At 40.9% G+C, this 17,392-nt stretch carries 11 protein-coding genes, 1 tRNA gene and 1 pseudogene; 4 read left to right on the top strand and 9 right to left on the bottom strand.

Annotated features, from left to right (window positions below; genetic code table 11):
• Positions 1–547: 547 nt before the first annotated feature.
• Positions 548–620: transfer RNA gene (locus tag ACWATR_RS13380), tRNA-Ala, on the bottom strand.
• A 71-nt stretch (positions 621–691) separates the two neighbouring features.
• Between ACWATR_RS13380 and trhO the strand changes: the two genes are divergently transcribed.
• Positions 692–1,600 (top strand): oxygen-dependent tRNA uridine(34) hydroxylase TrhO, encoded by a 909-nt coding sequence (gene trhO, locus ACWATR_RS13375; RefSeq protein WP_460332921.1) that lies wholly within the window; start codon positions 692–694, stop codon positions 1,598–1,600.
• 109 nt (positions 1,601–1,709) lie between these two features.
• Here the strand turns inward: trhO and ACWATR_RS13370 are convergent, their stop codons facing one another.
• The 3 genes from ACWATR_RS13370 to ACWATR_RS13360 all read right to left on the bottom strand — a co-directional run bounded on the left by ACWATR_RS13370 (position 1,710) and on the right by ACWATR_RS13360 (position 8,339).
• A complete protein-coding gene (locus ACWATR_RS13370; protein ID WP_460332918.1) occupies positions 1,710–3,227 on the bottom strand; it encodes a hybrid sensor histidine kinase/response regulator in 1,518 nt (505 codons plus the stop codon).
• Between the two features lie 7 nt (positions 3,228–3,234).
• Positions 3,235–6,036 (bottom strand): PAS domain S-box protein, encoded by a 2,802-nt coding sequence (locus ACWATR_RS13365; RefSeq protein WP_460332915.1) that lies wholly within the window; start codon positions 6,034–6,036, stop codon positions 3,235–3,237.
• 770 nt (positions 6,037–6,806) lie between these two features.
• Positions 6,807–8,339: a SagB/ThcOx family dehydrogenase gene (locus ACWATR_RS13360; protein WP_460340395.1), complete on the bottom strand. Its 1,533-nt coding sequence runs from the start codon at positions 8,337–8,339 to the stop codon at positions 6,807–6,809.
• A gap of 282 nt (positions 8,340–8,621) precedes the next feature.
• On the opposite strand from ACWATR_RS13360, the gene ACWATR_RS13355 reads away from it, so the two are divergent.
• The 3 genes and pseudogenes from ACWATR_RS13355 to ACWATR_RS13345 form a co-directional block, all read left to right on the top strand.
• Positions 8,622–9,461 (top strand): alpha/beta fold hydrolase, encoded by an 840-nt coding sequence (locus ACWATR_RS13355; protein ID WP_460340392.1) that lies wholly within the window; start codon positions 8,622–8,624, stop codon positions 9,459–9,461.
• 149 nt (positions 9,462–9,610) lie between these two features.
• Positions 9,611–11,335, top strand: a complete 1,725-nt coding sequence (locus tag ACWATR_RS13350; protein WP_460332912.1) for a protein kinase domain-containing protein — start codon at positions 9,611–9,613, stop codon at positions 11,333–11,335.
• 33 nt (positions 11,336–11,368) lie between these two features.
• Positions 11,369–11,974: pseudogene (locus ACWATR_RS13345) on the top strand (RpnC/YadD family protein); the annotation flags it as partial.
• 146 nt (positions 11,975–12,120) lie between these two features.
• Here ACWATR_RS13345 and ACWATR_RS13340 read toward each other — a convergent pair.
• The 5 genes from ACWATR_RS13340 to ACWATR_RS13320 form a co-directional block, all read right to left on the bottom strand.
• Positions 12,121–12,909: an ABC transporter permease gene (locus ACWATR_RS13340; protein WP_460332909.1), complete on the bottom strand. Its 789-nt coding sequence runs from the start codon at positions 12,907–12,909 to the stop codon at positions 12,121–12,123.
• A gap of 77 nt (positions 12,910–12,986) precedes the next feature.
• A complete protein-coding gene (locus tag ACWATR_RS13335) occupies positions 12,987–13,970 on the bottom strand; it encodes an ABC transporter ATP-binding protein (protein WP_460332906.1) in 984 nt (327 codons plus the stop codon).
• 247 nt (positions 13,971–14,217) lie between these two features.
• The gene (locus ACWATR_RS13330) at positions 14,218–15,864 is read right to left on the bottom strand and encodes an ABC1 kinase family protein (RefSeq protein WP_460332903.1); all 1,647 of its coding nucleotides are present in this window, start codon (positions 15,862–15,864) and stop codon (positions 14,218–14,220) included.
• A gap of 31 nt (positions 15,865–15,895) precedes the next feature.
• Positions 15,896–16,192 (bottom strand): membrane protein insertion efficiency factor YidD, encoded by a 297-nt coding sequence (gene yidD, locus ACWATR_RS13325; protein ID WP_460332900.1) that lies wholly within the window; start codon positions 16,190–16,192, stop codon positions 15,896–15,898.
• A 78-nt stretch (positions 16,193–16,270) separates the two neighbouring features.
• Positions 16,271–17,335, bottom strand: coding sequence for a mannose-1-phosphate guanylyltransferase (locus ACWATR_RS13320; protein WP_460332897.1), 1,065 nt, complete (start codon positions 17,333–17,335; stop codon positions 16,271–16,273).
• Positions 17,336–17,392: the final 57 nt, after the last annotated feature.

Below are 17,392 nucleotides of genomic sequence, written 5' to 3'. Positions count from 1 at the left end.
ATAGCGAAAACCAAGCTAAATCTGAACCACGGCAACTAAAGATATGGGGTTCTACTTAGGAAATAGATATTTTTATCGCTCCTCTAGTGGGTAAAATCTTTAAGGTACAGAGGTTAAACATACTTAGAGTTTTTTAGGTACTTGTTTAGAAGTCGCCGTCGGTGCGCCGGAGACTTTAAAAACGCTTGTGGAGAACTTGTAAGACCTAGTGCGATTCAGGCAGAGATCGTTGAAGCAAGAATCACGCGACTTCAAGTCGTGTGAGGTTCAATAACTGGTTATGGATGATGCTAACTAAGACGCTTATTGTAGCAGTACTTAATCGCCCTATCTTTCCACTTTTCCCAACAAGTCAACTAGGGAAACTTCAACAAATAAATTACTACTAACTACTTGTGGGCTAGGCGGAAAAGCCCGCTGAGTTCACAGGACAGGTGAGACGCCCATCCTACAATAAATATTGGAATATTTTATTACTTGGAAGTCGCTTGTATATGCGTAGGCGTAGCCCAACCAAGTCATCGCACATTTCAATAAACATCTTTAATGGAGGTTAGCGGACTCGAACCGCTGACATCCTGCTTGCAAAGCAGGCGCTCTACCAACTGAGCTAAACCCCCGTAAAATTAAAATAGTAGGTAACTTTGATTGCCGTTGTTATTGTAACTTATATTGTTCCATTATCAAAGGGATGAAGCCAGAAAATATCCAAGTTGTTGCAGCACTGTATAAATTTGTCAAGCTGCTAGATTTTGCCGAGAAACGAGATCCTCTGCTGTCTTACTGCCAAGCCCAAGGTGTCAAGGGGACTATTTTGCTGGCACAAGAGGGCATTAACGGTACAATTGCAGGTTCGCGTCAGTCCGTTGACTCAGTTCTCTGGTTTTTGCGTTCTGACCCTCGTTTAGCAGACCTAGAATCTAAAGAGTCCTATACCGAAACCCCGCCCTTTGAGCGGATGAAGGTGCGGTTGAAGCCAGAAATTGTCACTTTGGGGTTGCCGGAAATTGACCCAAATGAGCAAGTTGGTATTTATGTTAGGCCCCAGGAATGGAATGATCTAATTTCTAATCCAGAAGTAACCGTGATTGATACCCGCAATGATTATGAGGTGAATATCGGTACTTTCCAAGGCGCAGAAAATCCCCAAACTGCCTCATTCCGAGAATTTCCCGATTATGTGCGTCACCATCTCGACCCAACTAAACACAAAAAGGTTGCTCTGTTTTGTACAGGCGGCATTCGCTGTGAAAAAGCCTCATCCTTCATGCTTGCCCAAGGTTTTGCAGAAGTCTATCATCTCAAAGGCGGCATTCTCAAGTATTTGGAGGAAGTTCCAGCACAACAAAGTTTATGGCAAGGAGAATGTTTTGTCTTTGACGAGCGGATAACTGTTAGTCATGGATTAGAAGAAGGGAGTTGTGAGCGGTGCTTCTGTTGTGGGCGTCCGATTTCTGAAGAAGATAAGGTGTCTCCAAAGTATGAGCAAGGTATCTCTTGTCCCTATTGTTTTGATAGCCTCACCGAAGAGAAACGAGCGCGTCAAAAAGAAAAATGGCGTCATTACCAAAGGGAACAGGGAATAGGGAATAGGGAATAGTTTTTCATATTAAGAGTTTTCTCTCCGGGAGTAAGATAAATATGTAACTAAGCACGGACTGTTTTAGGTGGGGTCTAATTCCTCTTTTCTATTACTTTCCGTTCCTTCTTTAAATAGCTTCAGTCAAGGATAATTCGGAATTTAAGGGCAAAATTACTGTAAATTTAGTACCGACTCCAACTTGACTTGTGACACTGATTTTACCCCTATGAGCATCAACGCACCTTTTAACGATTACTAACCCCAATCCAGTACCCTGAATTGATTGGACATTTGAGGCTCGGTAGAATGATTCAAAAAGTCGAGTTTGGTCTGCTTCGGGAATACCCATACCTTGATCTTGAATATAAAAAATTGCTACTTTCTCAATCGGGTCGCATATTAAATCAAACTGAATGTTGCCTCCTCTGGGAGAATATTTAACCGCGTTTGAAAGTAGATTTATCAACATGTAATGTAAGAGTCCTTCATCCATTACAGCAGACGTGTTCTCGCTATGACAGGTAAAAATAATTTCACACACGCTACTTTCAACAATAGAAAAATCTTCGACTAACTCTCGACAGAATTGCTGTAAGTTAAGTGGAGTTGGGTTATATATGAGTTTTTCTGCTTCCGCTCGACCCATAAATAGCACTTCTTCCATAAGTTTTTCTAAAGATTGCACAGCACTTTGAATTCGCTTTAAATAAACGCCTCTTTTTGCATCTGTCAAATTTGCTCCTTGCATTTCGATGAGTTCTACTGCCGTTTGAATAACAGTTAGTGGATTACGAAACTCATGAGATACGGTAGAGATAAATAGTGATTTGAGACGGTTAAGTTCTTGCTCCTTCTCTAATGCTTGCTCTAGCAATTTTGTTTGGCGTCGTTCGCTAAGATCCCAGAAAACAACTACTACACCATTTATCTGGTCAGATCCTCGTTTTAGTGGTGAAGCACTATCACCAATTGGAATTCTTTTTCCGTTTTTTGTAATCAGAGATGTGAATTCCCCTAAATAAACAACTTGTTGCTCCCGTAGCACTTTTGTCACAGGGTTTTCTAATGTAGTCTCTGTAACTTCATCGACAATATGAAAAATTTTCGTCGCCTCATTTCCTAAAGCATCTTCTTGCTGCCAGCCAGTCAGCGCTTCAGCTGCGGGATTCATGAATGTCACTGCTCCCTGCTCATTGGTAGCGATGACAGCATCACTCATCGAATTTAAAAGGGTTGCTAACTGATCTCGATTCTCTCGCAGGTCACGTTCTAACTGGTGTTTTAAAAGACCGATCTCGATCGCTATTCTTAAATCTTTTGTAGTAAATGGTTTAACAATGTATCCGAAAGGTTGGGTAAGTTTGGCTCGTTCTAAAGTATGGTCATCACCATAAGCAGTTAAAAAAATTACAGGAACGTCTAACTGCTCACGGATCTGACTAGCGGTAGCAATACCGTCCATCTCACCTTTAAGAATAATATCCATTAATACTAGTTCTGGCTGAGTTTCCGATGCTTTGGCAATGGCAACTTTTCCAGATGAAGCTGTACCCGTAACAATGTATCCTAATTGAGTGAGTTGGCTAGCAATAGTTCTAGCCACAATCACTTCATCTTCAACGACTAAAATCCTAGCTTGACCCATTTGATATTTATTGATGCAAAGTTAACTGCGTGAATTGAATTTTGAATCCTGTTCCATGATTTCGTTCTAGAGTAATGTCGCCTTCGAGTTGTTCTATAACCAAGTCATATACTAACGACAGACCCAAAGAATCAGTATTTTTCCAATCTAAATTATCTGGTAAACCAATCCCATTGTCTCGGATGGTCATCTCGATGCTATTACCGATATTGCGTAGAGCAATGCTGATTGTGCCTGCTTGTTGGTTGGGAAAAGCGTGCTTGAGGGCATTGGAGATTAATTCATTAATAACCAATCCACAGGCAATAGCTTGGTCAACATTCAAACTCACTGAATCTATATCAGTTTCTAAACCGATTCTACCAGGCCATATTTGATAGGAAATTAGTAAGCTTGCTGCTAAATTATGGATGTAGTCAGCAACATTAATTTGCCCAATATTAGCGGAAGTATACAAATTTTTATGAATTAGAGATATTGACTCAATTCGATTTTGACTTTCTCGAAGAACTTTGATGACTTCCGGATCTTTGAGTGTTTGAGACTGAAGTTGTAATAAGCTGGAGACAATTTGCAAATTATTTTTAACTCGATGATGAACTTCCTTTAAGAGAACTTCTTTTTCAGCCAAGGCATTTTTTAATTTCACTTGAGCTTTTTGTCTTTGAACAAGTTCAGTTTGAGCTTGCTCAAAGATGCTGGATTGTTGAATTGCGATCGCTAATTGGACTGTAAGTTGATCGAGTAAATCTAATTGATTTTCTTCCCAATGGCGGAAACTAGAGCATTGGTGAGCAACCAATAACCCCCAAAGGTGAGAGCCGGAGCTTTGAGAGCCTACTTCTAGCAATATGGGTACAACTAAATTTGCTTTGACTTCAAACTGTTCTAACAGGCGAACATGGCAATCAGTGAGTCCAGCTTCGTAAATATTAGCGATCGCTCGTTTGCGTCCCTGATAATACTCCACTCCTGCACCTGTTTGAAAACACGTATCATGAATCTCTACACCCAAAGAAACTGTCCATCCAGGTTCCACCGATTCCGCCACAATTGTGCCGATCATCTCTGAGTCAAACTGATAAACTACTACTCGATCAACCCCAAGTAAATCTCGCACTTCTTTAACTGTTGCATTCAGAATATCTTGGAGATTCAAAGATTGACGAATCCGTTGAGCAACAGTCCGCATTAATTGCTCCCGCTCGGCTTGAGCTTTTAGAGCTAGTTCAGTTTGCTTACGTTCTGTGATATCTTGTCCAATACCAATAATTTGACCATTTGAAAGTTTAATATTAGTCCAAGAAGTATCCAATAAACGACCATCGCGCACCTGAGTTCTAAAGTCACTCCAATTGCGTTGTGCAGACTGAACAAAACTTATTACATACTGTCGATATTCAGAATTAGGATATAACGCTTCCAAGACATCATGAGTTTGGCAATCTTGAAGTTTCCAACCGAGAATATTTTCCCATTCTTGGTTCACCCACTGAAGTTTACCATTGGGAGCAATGAGGGCAATCATTAACGGTATATTCTCAAAAATTCTCCGTAAAAACTCATTTTGCTCTTGGAGTTTTGTCTCAGCATTTTTCCGGTCATTAATATCATTAAATACTGTTAAAATCGCTGATTCATTGTTAAAATTTAAATATTGTAGTGAAGCGATCGCCCAAAAATAAGTTCCATCTGCTCTTTTTAATTGAAGTTCATAATTATGAATAAAACCATGTTGATTAAGAAGTTTTAATAGCACTTCTAAATCTGCCAGATTATGATATAAATCTAATAAATTTTTGTGATTGACCAAATACTCTGTAGAGAACCTAAATGTTTGAAGCAACTCTGGATTAGCGTATAAAATCAAACCATCAGATGCACGAGAGATAATTAATGGAACAGGAATAGCTTCAGAAACAACTTGAAATCTAGCTTCACTTTCCTGAAGAGTTTTTTCTATTTGTTTATGTTGTGTAATGTCTTGGATATTAGCCAAACGAGCTTGGTGACAAGCATAGTCTATTAAATGTGTGACAATTTCAACATCAATAATCTGTCCATCTTTTCGCCGATGTCGCCATTGTCCAGTAAAGTGTAAGTGAGAGGAATTTTGTTCTAAATATTCCAGGAAGATAGGCGTATCTTCTGGAGGGCAAATGTCAGTTATTCGCATTTGCAAGAACTCTTTTTGTGAGTAGCCGTAGTGGACAACAGCAGCTTCATTTACATCTAAAAATTGTAGATTATTCTGGTTATATATCCACATTGGATTGGGATTTTTAGAAAAAAGAAGATTAAAACTCCTTTGACTATCATCAATAAGTTTTTTCCGATGTAATTCTAAATACCTGATTACTTGTCGAGCTAACTGTTGTAAGGCTACTTGCTCTTTAACACTCAAGTTTCGCGGTGCAAAATCAATTACACAAAGACTACCTAATGCAAAGCCACTTGAGCTAATGAGGGGAATTCCCGCATAGAAGCGAAAATAATTATTTGATGTTACCAGGGGATTTGTAGCAAACCGTTCATCTTGCAAAGCATCCGGGATGATTAATATTTCACTTTGCAAGATAGTATAGCTACCAAAAGAAATGCTGCGAGGAACTTCTGATATAGTTACTCCAATTTTTGACTTGAACCATTCTCGTTCTGCATCAACTAAGCTAATCAGGGCAATTGCTGTTTCACAAAAGTTAGCAGCTAGTTGAGCTAGTTCATCAAAAACTTCTTCTGGTGGCGTATCTAAAATTTGATATTCATTAAGTACTTGTAGACGTTGGCTTTCATTTTCAGGAAATAGCATTAGTGGTTATGTGAAAAAAGTTTTATTAAATATCAGATTTAAACAAAATAATTAAAATCTGCGGAATGAAAATTGTGTTTTTCTTAACGTTTGTAATGCCAAATTAAATTAGCTAAAGTCTATGCTGAAGTTAATCAATGTTTTTACTCTATAAGATTGTTAAGATATTTATTTTTTGTAGGAATGATTTCCTCCCTTTGAATGGGTACTTGGGGTTGCTTAAGGTTGGTTTTCAAAAAATAATATGCACCATCAGTATTTTTATCAAACTATAGGCAGTTTTTGCAACCTCATCAATAAATAAATTTAGCAAGGAAGTTCACTTGGTAATACTAAGAAGTTATAAAATAAGTAATAATACGAAAATATACGGAGATTGATAACTCCATTCCCAACTCCTGAGCTAAATTTACGATAGTTTACTACAGCAAAGCTTCAAGAAGTATTTCCCGAAATTAAACCACATCGAACCCCAAAAGTTGACAATTTACGGCAACACTGAAGTAACGATTGTACCACCGTACAATCATTCTATAAGGTAAAATTTTTTACAGAATAGATTTACTGCCAAAAGTTTAGGTTAGGAAATGAACCGCATAAGTAATCAGACAGAATTAATTACACAAGTTTTTTCCTGTAACCTGTTCCCTATCTCCACCAATGAATTTAATTGTGTCCGACTACTTACCCCTACGGCAAGATACGCGTAGCTTCTCGTAGATAAGAATCTTTGTGGACTTGGCATTATTTGCGGTGGTCTGCGCTATATTTTATCTTGGGCGTCCTAATGTAGTGATATATAAAACAGCTTCATCAGTAGGGATACCCAAAACTTCATTTACTTGGTCATCAAAAAATCCACCGATACCACTGACACCTACATTCAGATGCATTGCGGCTAAATTCAAGCGCTGTCCTAAATGACCCGCATCCATGTGTAAATAACGGTAAACGCGATCGCCATATTGTGCGATCGCAGCTTTCAAATCCGCTGTATGAAATAACACCGCTGCTGCATCCCGCCCCAATTCTTGCCCCAAACAGAGAAAATGTAACTCTCGCCGAAAGTTTTTAAACCGAATTTGGCGTAATTCTTGGGCTTTGGGTGCGTAATAGTAACAACCCGCCTCCAATCCTTTAACTCCGCAAACGGCAATGAATGTTTCTATTAAATTCAGATCAAAATAGTCTGGAGAAATATCTAAACTTTGATCGATGTAATTTTGTGGTTGGTAAGTGAAATCGAGTAAACTTTTCAATTCATCGAAGCTTAAATCATCACCATTGTAGGCGCGGGTAGAGCGTCGCTTGTACATAGTGGTTTCCAGTTCTGACAGCTTTTGTCCCCAGTCTATAGGTGCAGTGGTGGTGGGAATTTTCAAACAGAAAGGAAAGTTATATTTATCCTCCAAAGATTTTTCTTGTTTGATAACTGGTAGATTGAGATTGCCAGTTATACCTGATTGGATTTGGGTGTGACGATGGAAATATGTCAGCAGTTCGCCATCGGGGATTTGGGGATAACTAGTTTCGGTGGCGGAAGGTAAGGCAGTGCATCCCAATGGTAAATTTTGATTGACATCTAATAAATCTGCCAGAGGTAAGATAGCGATCGCACCTTCTTGTTGGGGATCAACATAAAGCAGATCGTTAACTGATTCATCCACAAAGCCGCCGATTAAATGGGGGCGATAGTCAGTAATCGCAGCAGCTAACTCGATATTGCCCAACAAGTGTCCCGTATCCAGAAAAATCCGCCGATAAGCCCGATCTTCATAGCGCCACGCAGAACGATAGAAAACCGCAGTGACAATAATTGCCAGTTGGGTATTTTCTAAAGAAGGATGCCAGAAACAAGCTCCTTGGAGACTTTGCCAAACATCACTTTCCCAATAATGCATGAGAGAATGAGTTCGACACTGGTAGTTATATAGACCAGGCGGTAATAACGACGTACCACGGGAAACCACATACACCTCAGCAGGGTATAATCCGCCAGCACTGGGAGCAGCGCGTAAATACACAGCACTTCCCATAGAAGGCATTTTCGCCGTCAATCCATAGCTACGAAACAACAGCCTTGAGAGTCTTTGCCACCATTGAGCATCTGGGTTATTAGCAAACGCTTCTGCTTTTTCTTGGATATAGGGTTTGAGATCAAAAGTAGAGCCAATTTTGTACTCTTTAAAGGGCACTGGCTGTTTAGCCCAGTCTAACCTTTGACTTTTGGAGGCAAGAGTCTCAGGATTGTATTTAGTCCGTTCGTGATAATGCTGGGCAATTGATTGGTGTAATTCTGGCATAGTACTTTCAATATCCTTGGGGCATCCTTTATTTTTGATCTTGGCATTCATTAGCCTCATTGTTTCGTGTCAATTGGTACAATCCTCAGAGTCATAAAGTGGTAATTGGTAACAATTGATTGGGGAATGGGGAATGGGGAATGGGGAATGGGGCATTGGGCATTGGGCATTGGGCATTTGGGTATTAGTTATTTTTGTCTCCCAGTCCTCAGTCCCCAATCCCTACTCCCCACTCCTTCGCAGTACCATATAAACGCAAAACTATCTACATCTGGATGTGCAATGATGCCTGTGCGTCAAACTTTATCAAAGCCTGATATCCAACTTTCTTATTTGGAGTGGAACCAAGGTAAAGAACCTTTACTGTTATTACATGGTTTAGGCGACCATGCTCTGGTGTGGTCTAGTTTAGGAGATTATTTGGCAGCAGACTATCACATAGTTGCACCAGATATGCGCGGACATGGCCAAAGTAGTAAGCCAGAGATAGATTATAGCTTTGAGAGTGCGATCGCAGACCTTGAAGCACTCATGGATCATCTGGGGTGGACTTTTGCCCATATTGTCAGTCACTCGTGGACAGGAAAATTAGCCGCCATCTGGGCAAGACAAAACCCAAAGCGGTTGCAGAGTATAATTCTGGTCGATCCGATTTTCATCTGGAAAATGCCCAGTCTTCTCAGGGTGACTTTTCCAACGTTGTATCGCTTCTTGCCTTTTCTCAAAAGCATGGGCCCCTTTGCCAGCTACGAAGAAGCCGAACAACAAGCACAGCAGTTAAAGCAATATCAAGGATGGAGTTCCTTACAGCAGCAAGTCTTCCAAGCAGGAATAGAACAAAAACCCGATGGTAGTTGGGGCAGCAAATTTACCATAGCCGCCCGCGACGGGATTTTTGAGGCAGTAATGCAAGTGCCCGGTTTTACAACTCCCCTTGACACCCCTGCCCTATTCATCCAGCCAAAACAAGGACTGAACCGCCAAAATTGGCAAATTCAACCCTACAAAACCCATCTTAAAAACTTACGCATCTGTCAAGTTCCCGGCAATCATTGGCCATTTTTGACACAACCAGAGGCATTTAACCAAACAGTGGCGGCTTTCTTGGCAGAACACAGATAGAAAATCTCATGATTATTTAGACGGGATTATCATACGGCAACAGAAGAATTAATAGGAGCAATGTCTAGGGAGATTGGGCATGGAACATTGATTATTCCCCCATTCCCCCCATTCCCCATTTCCCATTCCCCACTCCCAGCTAGTCAGTCATGAGCCTTTGTATCAATCCCGTTTGCCCTCAACCAAATCACCCGAATAATCATCAAAACCGCTTTTGTCAAAGTTGTGGTTCCCATCTAGAACTGCTAGGGCGTTATCGGGTGACGTGCCTGTTAAATGAAAAAACAGGGTTTAGTAAAGTTTATGAGGCATACGAACAAGATACTCCCAAAATCCTCAAGATCCTCAAAGAGGATCTATCAAGCGACGCCAAAGCAGTAGAACTATTTCAGCAAGAAGTAACCGTGTTGGGACAACTCAAGCATCCCGGCATTCCCAAAGAAAATAGTTACTTCCAGTATCAAACCCGAAATGGTTTAGTGTTGCATTGCATAGCAATGGAAAAAATCGATGGCTACAACTTAGAACAGTGGCTAAAGCAGCAGAATTGCCCCATATCCCAAGAACAAGCCATAGATTGGTTAAGACAATTGCTAGAAATTTTGGATGTAGTGCATGGCAAACAGTATCTACATCGAGATATTAAGCCATCTAACATCATGATTAGATCCCCCCTTGATAAGGGTTGCAGGAATCTAGTACTAATTGATTTTGGCACCGCCAGCGAAATTACTAAAACCTACCAAGACCAACTCAACAACAGCGAAAAGATGACAGCACTTATGTCATCTGGCTACAGCGCCCCAGAACAAATGAATGGTCAAGCAGTACCGCAATCAGATTTCTTTGCTTTGGGGCGCACATTTGTATTTTTGCTGACAGGATACCATCCTTTGGATATGTATGATGTCCAACACAATTTATTGCACTGGCAAAATCATGCAATCGATATTTCACCCTTACTTTTGAATTTAATTGATTGGCTAATAGCAACTGATATAGAAAAACGTCCTACCAACGTCCAGGAGATTTTACATTGCCTAGAAGAAATTGAAACTAAACTAACAGAAGCTATTCCTATAGATATTAATATACTAAATTTTTCTCAAATTGAAGATTTACCTCGGACTGTTGATAATAATTTACTAACTGTACATAATAAACAACCGGAAAAAGTACCATTATTGGCATTTTTTGGACTATTACTAGTGGCGTTAGGATTGCTTAGTATCCTGGCTTTAGCAACACGAAGATCAGATTTTTCTGGAGTGTCAAATCACAGACAATATCCCGAAAAAAAAGGTAATATTGATTATTTTGACTATAAAGAAGGTAGAGATAGTCAGGGAAGGATAGCCGAGTTTAATATAGCTATTTTATCACTAGAATATAAATGGCTTGCGGGTAGTAGTTTTCAAGTTAAATATAATGATGAAATTATTAGTGTTGACCTTTTAAATCTGAATTTACAACAAGAAACTATAGAGAAGGTAATGGAAGATTCCAGTGAAATCATCTCCGTGGGTACAGCTTCTTGCAAGGGTGATACAGCAGTTCAAGAACGTGTGGCTTTAGAACGTTCCAAGCAAATACAACTTTTAGCTAAAAAGTTATTTATTAATGTACCAAGTATCAAAGGTTATCGCTTATTGAATTTGGGTCAATTTCAGCGAAGCGATTGCCAAAAAAATCAGGATTTAACTACATATCAGAGAAGTATTATCATCATTGGTGTTAAAAGAGAATCAGCAGGTGTAATTCTTGATGAAGCTCTACGGAATAGGTTAGAAAAAAAGCCTTTTGCTGATTTTAAATTAGAAGATTATTCTTTGGGGTCGGCACAGAAATTTAAGACGATACCAAGTAATTTATAAAATCTATAACAAAGTACATCAGTGCATAGGTGAAAGTACAATTTGCCCACCTATCCAGTACTGGTTAACATCCTCAAAGAAAGTGATGTTGAAATCCCCACCAGCTATGAATCACAATTTGCAGGTTTACGTGCGCGTCAAGACTACCGTGTTATAAACCTTTGGGAAGTCGATGTGGACATCGCTTTTACTCAACCTGTTCCCTCCTTGCTTCCCTTTGTCCCAATTCTCAAGGGAGGTGCAGAACAATCGACCGTGCAAAGGGCATTGCAAATTCTTCGCGCCGATGAACAATTGAGCCAGTTAGAAACCGTTATGGCTTTTTTTGCTACCTTCGTATTAGACAGCGCTATAGTTCAGCAAATCATGAGGTGGGATATGGCAGTGTTACGCGAATCTCCCTGGTATCAGCAAATTTTGAGAGAAGGGGAAAAACGTGGGGAAGAACGAGGACGGCGAGAAGGACGGCAAGAAGAGATACTGTCAGGTATTGAACTCGCTTTGGAAATAAAATTTGGCGTTGAGGGATTGCAACTGATGCCAGAAATCTCTCAAATTTCAGATTTAGATAGATTAAAAGTAATTCAGCAGGGAATTAAGAGCGTGAATATTCTGGATGAATTACGGCAATTAATTTGAAGAAGAATTCAGGAGTCAGAATTCAGGAGTCAGAATTCAGAATAATGAGTGGAGGATTCCCACCCACCACTACGTTATCCACCAGTCGTACATAATTCATAATTCATTCTGACTCCTGACTCCTAAATTCTGTTTGGATAAATTGTTCATGCTCCCATCCCAGAATACCGCTTCAAACCCGCACGCCAAAGCAAGCGATTCACACCCAAAAATACTAATATCCAACCCACCATTGACCAAAATCCCTGCCCTAAATTCACGGGTAGCCCTACCAAAAGACTTGCGGGAAAATCAATCAAATAGGGAAAAGGCGTAAACATAACTATTTTTCGTACAGGTTCAGGAAAGACTTCTAAAGGTGCTATCAAACCAGATAAAAATAAATAAAATAAAAACCAGAAATTTTCTAAAGCGCTAGCTCGTTCTGTCCAAAAGGCAAACATAGCAAAAGTGTACTGAATCAAAAACCGCAAAGCAAAAGCTAGCCCCGCAGCCAATGTAAAGAGTAAAAACCTATCCAAACTTGGTATCCAAAAAGCTTGGGGATAGAGAATGAAAAATAATCCCACTAATAAAAAAGTAAACATTAGGCGGGCAAATCTTTCAGAAATATGCGCCGCAATATGATGCCATACTGGGTCGAGTGGTTGTAGCAACTTGGGCGAAAGCGTGCCTTCCACGACTTCTTTTTCAAAGTCCCAAATTACCCAAGCAACTGTAAGTTGTCTGACAACGAAAACCGTGATAAAGTAACGAGCAAAATCCACAGGTGATAGCCCAAACTGTCCTCCTTGTGCGGCTTGTATCCAGACACCCATGAGGATAATTGGCAAAGACCCAGCTAAAACCCATAAGATTAGTTCTGCCCGATACTCAACCATATAGGCGTAGTATACTGACAGCAAAGTTAAGGCTTTTCTGATTATCCGCTTCATTTATTCACTTCCCGCTACAAAAATTACCTACCGACTCAGAATTCCCCAGTCTTGTAGAGACGCGATTAATCGCGTCTCTAATCCACAACACCTGCCTGAAAAACTCGTCCAATTACTTCTTCTACAGGCGGTTCGGTAACTGTTAAATCAATTACCTCCAAATCCGCTAAAATCTGAGATACGGTGCGGGTGAGCGCCTCTCGTGACACCATAAAACGCACTGCTCGCCCTTCTAAGAGTTTCACGTCACCATAGGTCATAAGTTTTTCTATTGGTAGAGGTTGGGCTAACTCTATATACACTTCTCGGTAAGGAGCAAAACGTTCTAGCAATCCGTCTAAGCTACCGTCATACATCAGTCTTCCCTGGTGAATCAACAGCACCCGTTGACACAAAGCTGTGATGTCAGCCATGTAATGACTGGTTAACAGCACTGTAGCTTGATAACGCTGATTGTATTCGCGTAAGAACTCGCGTACCGCAGCTTGAGCATTTACATCTAATCCCAGCGTCGGTTCATCTAGGAACAATACGTGGGGATGATGCAAAAGTGCTGCCAACAATTCTGCCTTCATCCGCTCACCCAAGGATAGCTTCCGCACTGGTTGGGTAAGTTTACCTTCTAGGGAAAGCATCTCTGTTAATTCTCCTACCCGTCGCTGGAACTCTTTATCAGAGATGTTGTATACAGCGGCATTAATTTTCAAAGAATCAAGTGCTGGTAAATCCCAAATTAACTGCTGCTTTTGCCCCATTACCAAGGTAATCTTTTGCAAAAATGCTTCTTTACGCTGAAACGGAACTTGTCCAGCTACTCTGACTGTACCGCTAGAGGGGTGAATCAGCCCTGTGAGCATTTTGAGTGTGGTGGTTTTACCAGCACCATTTGGGCCTAAAAACCCCACTATTTCACCAGGGGCAATTTCAAAGGAAACATCCTGAACTGCTTTAATTGAGCGGTAAGTGCGGCGAAAAAAGTGGGTGATTGTACCTTTAATACCCGGACTTTTAACTGCTACTGGATAAGATTTACTTAGATTTTCCGCGATGATAATTGACATATTTTTTATATTAGAACCATAGATGTACACACCGAGAAGTCTGAGTAGCAGCTTCCGCGACTCAGAACTTCGATGGTAAGGACTGGGGACTGGGAAAACATTCTAAAATTTGGGAGGGGTTAAAGCCCCGAACATCATTTTTCGTTTGATAACCCAATCCCCAATCCCTAATCCCCAGTCCCCAGTCCCTTTTACTTTTAGATTTTAGATTTTTCCTTCAATTCAAAGTCCAAAATTTAAAATTGTTTTACCGTAAACGTCCCGATCGCAATGTACTGATAATTAACCACAAACCCAATAAACTTGCGACTGCAAACAGGATGGTGCTTAAAAAAGATAGCTGAGTTGTCTGCGCTCTGGTAGAAATTATTGCCGCACCCATAATCAGCGAACCCACTAATATACTAAAAGATAGTCTGTTAGCGGCATCATCCATAGTGCGCCGCACACCATCTAATCCCCGCAGCGATAGATTCCACTGTAAGGTTTCTGAGGTAACTCGGTCTAATAACAGTTCTATTTGACGGGGAGATTGAAGAGAGAGACTTTTAATATCCAAGGCTGTTCTGAGGAGCGATCGCACTGGATTATCCCCTATTAACTGGCGTCGAAACAAGTCTGTAATTAATGGTTTGACTTCATCAAAAAAATTCAGATCCGGGTTGAATGTCCGCGCTACACCCTCTAAATTCGCTATGGTTTTGGCATACAAACCCATATTACTAGGCAACTTAATTTTATTGTTGCGGGCAACTTGTAAAACTTCATAAATGATCTTACTGAAGTTTATTTGCGTGAGGCTGACATTATGATACTTTCGCAACATGCGATCGTAATCATTTTCTAACCGCGACAAAATTACTGGTTGAGCGGAATCTGATAGCTGCAAAGTTAATTGAGCGCACCTTTGAGCATCTAAATCAACGATCGCTAACAACATCTCTGTTAATATCTGCTGTGTACGGGGATCAAGTCTTCCCACCATGCCACAGTCTAACAAGGCAACACGACCATCTTTGAGATAAAACAAGTTCCCTGGATGGGGATCAGCGTGAAAAAAGCCATCAATATATAGTTGCTGAAAAAATACCCGAAATAACAAAGTAGTTATTTCTTTACGCTCTACAGCAGGATCTTTACCATTATTGTTGTTGTTCAAATCCGCCGAGAGGAACGGCACCCCATCCAGCCATTCCATCACCAGTAATTTCTCTGTGGTCAATTCCCAGTTAATTTCCGCAACCACTATTTGCGTGGGATCAAACCAACGACTTTTAGATAAGTTGCGCCGCAGTTGGTCTGTAAAACCCGCTTCCCTTGTAAAATCTAACTCTGCTTCTAGAGCTTTAGTGAATTCTTCGGCGGTAGATTTGATTTCATAGGTTTGCCCAAACTCAGTCCGCGCCACTAAATCAGCAATACCTTGAATTAAAGCAATATCTTGGGCAATAGTAATATCAATTCCCGGACGTTGCACTTTCAGAGCGACTTCTCGACCGTCTGCTAATGTCGCGCGATGTGTTTGGGCAATTGATCCCGCCGCTACGGGGATCGGGTTAACTGTACTGAAGGTTTCTGCTAGAGGACGTTTTAATTCTTTACGGAGGATTATTTCGATCTCTGGCCAGGGAACTGGCGGTACTTCGTCTTGTAAGGTTGATAGTTCCTCAATGTAGGCTGCACTTAATAAATCTGGACGGGTAGAAAGTAGCTGACCAAGTTTGACGTAAACTGGGCCCAAGTCTACCAGAATATTTTTTAAAACCGCAGGTGTCGGTAGCTGTGGTTCATCAGCTTTGCCACCAGTAAGCAACCTTCGCATATAGTCCCAGCCATTGCGAAGGAATACTTCAAGAATTTCTCGTTGACGGGGAACAGTTTGGGTCAGGAACATTTTTGTAAAGAACTGCAAAGATGCAGAGGAGTTAAAGAGGTAAACAGCAGGGGATGACAATACAACGGAAGTCGGCTCTAGCTTTGGTACTTGTTAAAGTTTTGCTAGCTGCGGCACAGTCTTTGAATCTTTTTATGGATGATTGTACGGCTTCGTGGAGCTTCTGTTCACTCAGCATCCGTTTGACGTAATTAGAGCAGGAATCCCCACCGTGTAATAAGCGATGGGAACAACTAAATCCTTTGGACGGAGAAATATATTTTTGATAGGCAGTAATAGAATCTATGGCCATTGTTTTGGCAAGAGGCTGAAAGCTAATAATGTCCATAACTGTCAGATAAAATAACAGACAGTCAAGTTATAATAGGAAAATAGACTTTTTCGCCTCTGCCAAGGGTTTTAATTTTTACAGCAGGTCAGTAAATCGGGAATCGCTTTGAAGAATTTTGAGGATCTGCTTAATTTCCTGGGTACGGTCTTTTTTAACAACGAGAGTGACATTGCGATCGCGCACAATCACCACATCTTCTAAACCAATAGTAACAACTACATCCTCTGGATTTGAGGCATAAATAATTGCTCCTTGGGTGTCCAGCCCTACATGGGTAGCAAGTTCCACATTGGGAGTCTCCTCTTTCTTCAGTAAGCGTTCGATCGCATTCCAATCTCCTAAATCATCCCAACCAAAATCAACTGGCAAAACGTATGCTAGAGTTGTCTTTTCCATTAGCGCATAGTCTATACTCTTCTTAGGCAACTGGGGATAGATATCAGGACCATGTTGTTCTAAAGGTTCGATAATTTCTGGAGCATGGGTATGTAGTTCCTTGAGAACAACCCCTGCCCGAAAAACGAACATTCCACTATTCCAGCTAAAGCGCCCCGTAGATAAAAAAGTCTCTGCCGTTTCCCGGTCGGGCTTTTCAGTAAAGCGGTTCACGTGATAAGCTGGCAACTCATTAAAGCTACCTATTTTTTCACCTTGTTCAATGTAGCCGTAACCGGTTGATGGAAAAGTAGGCTTGATCCCCAGTGTAACAATCGCTGCTGTGCTTGCTGCCAGTTGCGTAGCCGCGCTTAATGTGTGTGCAAACGCTTTTTCGTCAGCAATCCAGTGGTCAGCAGGGAAAAAGCCAATCACAGCGTCTTCTCCATAGCGCTGTTTGATTTCTAAACTTGTCCAAGCAACGGCTGCGGCAGTGTCTCTTCCTTCGGACTCGATCAATAAGTTTTCAACTGGTAAATCAGGTAATTGTTGTCTTACCCCTTCAGCTATCTGACTCGAAGTTACGACCCACAAGGAATCCCAACCGCCCGCGAGTTCTAACAAGCGATCGGCGGTTGCTTGTAATAAACTTCTAGAGCTACCATCTAGACTTAAAAATTGCTTGGGTCTGTCTTTGCGACTCAGGGGCCAAAAACGTTCACCTTTACCACCAGCAAGGATTACGGGGAACAATAAAGTATTCATGTTGTCATACACGCCTACCGAAGAACATTACAAGTTTACAGTGAGCTTTTCCACTGG

This window comes from Nostoc sp. UIC 10890 (assembly GCF_054786515.1).
Note: the sequence above shows the minus strand (reverse complement) of the source record. Positions and strands in the feature narration are given on the sequence as shown.

Bases quoted from the DNA above. Each gene is read 5' to 3' on its own strand.
- ACWATR_RS13370 (WP_460332918.1), bottom strand. From the start codon at position 3,227: ATGGGTCAAGCTAGGATTTTAGTCGTTGAAGATGAAGTGATTGTGGCT.
- ACWATR_RS13320 (WP_460332897.1), bottom strand. From the start codon at position 17,335: ATGAATACTTTATTGTTCCCCGTAATCCTTGCTGGTGGTAAAGGTGAA.
- ACWATR_RS13350 (WP_460332912.1), top strand. From the start codon at position 9,611: ATGAGCCTTTGTATCAATCCCGTTTGCCCTCAACCAAATCACCCGAAT.
- ACWATR_RS13360 (WP_460340395.1), bottom strand. From the start codon at position 8,339: ATGCCAGAATTACACCAATCAATTGCCCAGCATTATCACGAACGGACT.
- ACWATR_RS13335 (WP_460332906.1), bottom strand. From the start codon at position 13,970: ATGTCAATTATCATCGCGGAAAATCTAAGTAAATCTTATCCAGTAGCA.
- ACWATR_RS13340 (WP_460332909.1), bottom strand. From the start codon at position 12,909: ATGAAGCGGATAATCAGAAAAGCCTTAACTTTGCTGTCAGTATACTAC.
- ACWATR_RS13330 (WP_460332903.1), bottom strand. From the start codon at position 15,864: ATGTTCCTGACCCAAACTGTTCCCCGTCAACGAGAAATTCTTGAAGTA.
- trhO (WP_460332921.1), top strand. From the start codon at position 692: ATGAAGCCAGAAAATATCCAAGTTGTTGCAGCACTGTATAAATTTGTC.
- yidD (WP_460332900.1), bottom strand. From the start codon at position 16,192: ATGGACATTATTAGCTTTCAGCCTCTTGCCAAAACAATGGCCATAGAT.
- ACWATR_RS13365 (WP_460332915.1), bottom strand. From the start codon at position 6,036: ATGCTATTTCCTGAAAATGAAAGCCAACGTCTACAAGTACTTAATGAA.
- ACWATR_RS13355 (WP_460340392.1), top strand. From the start codon at position 8,622: ATGATGCCTGTGCGTCAAACTTTATCAAAGCCTGATATCCAACTTTCT.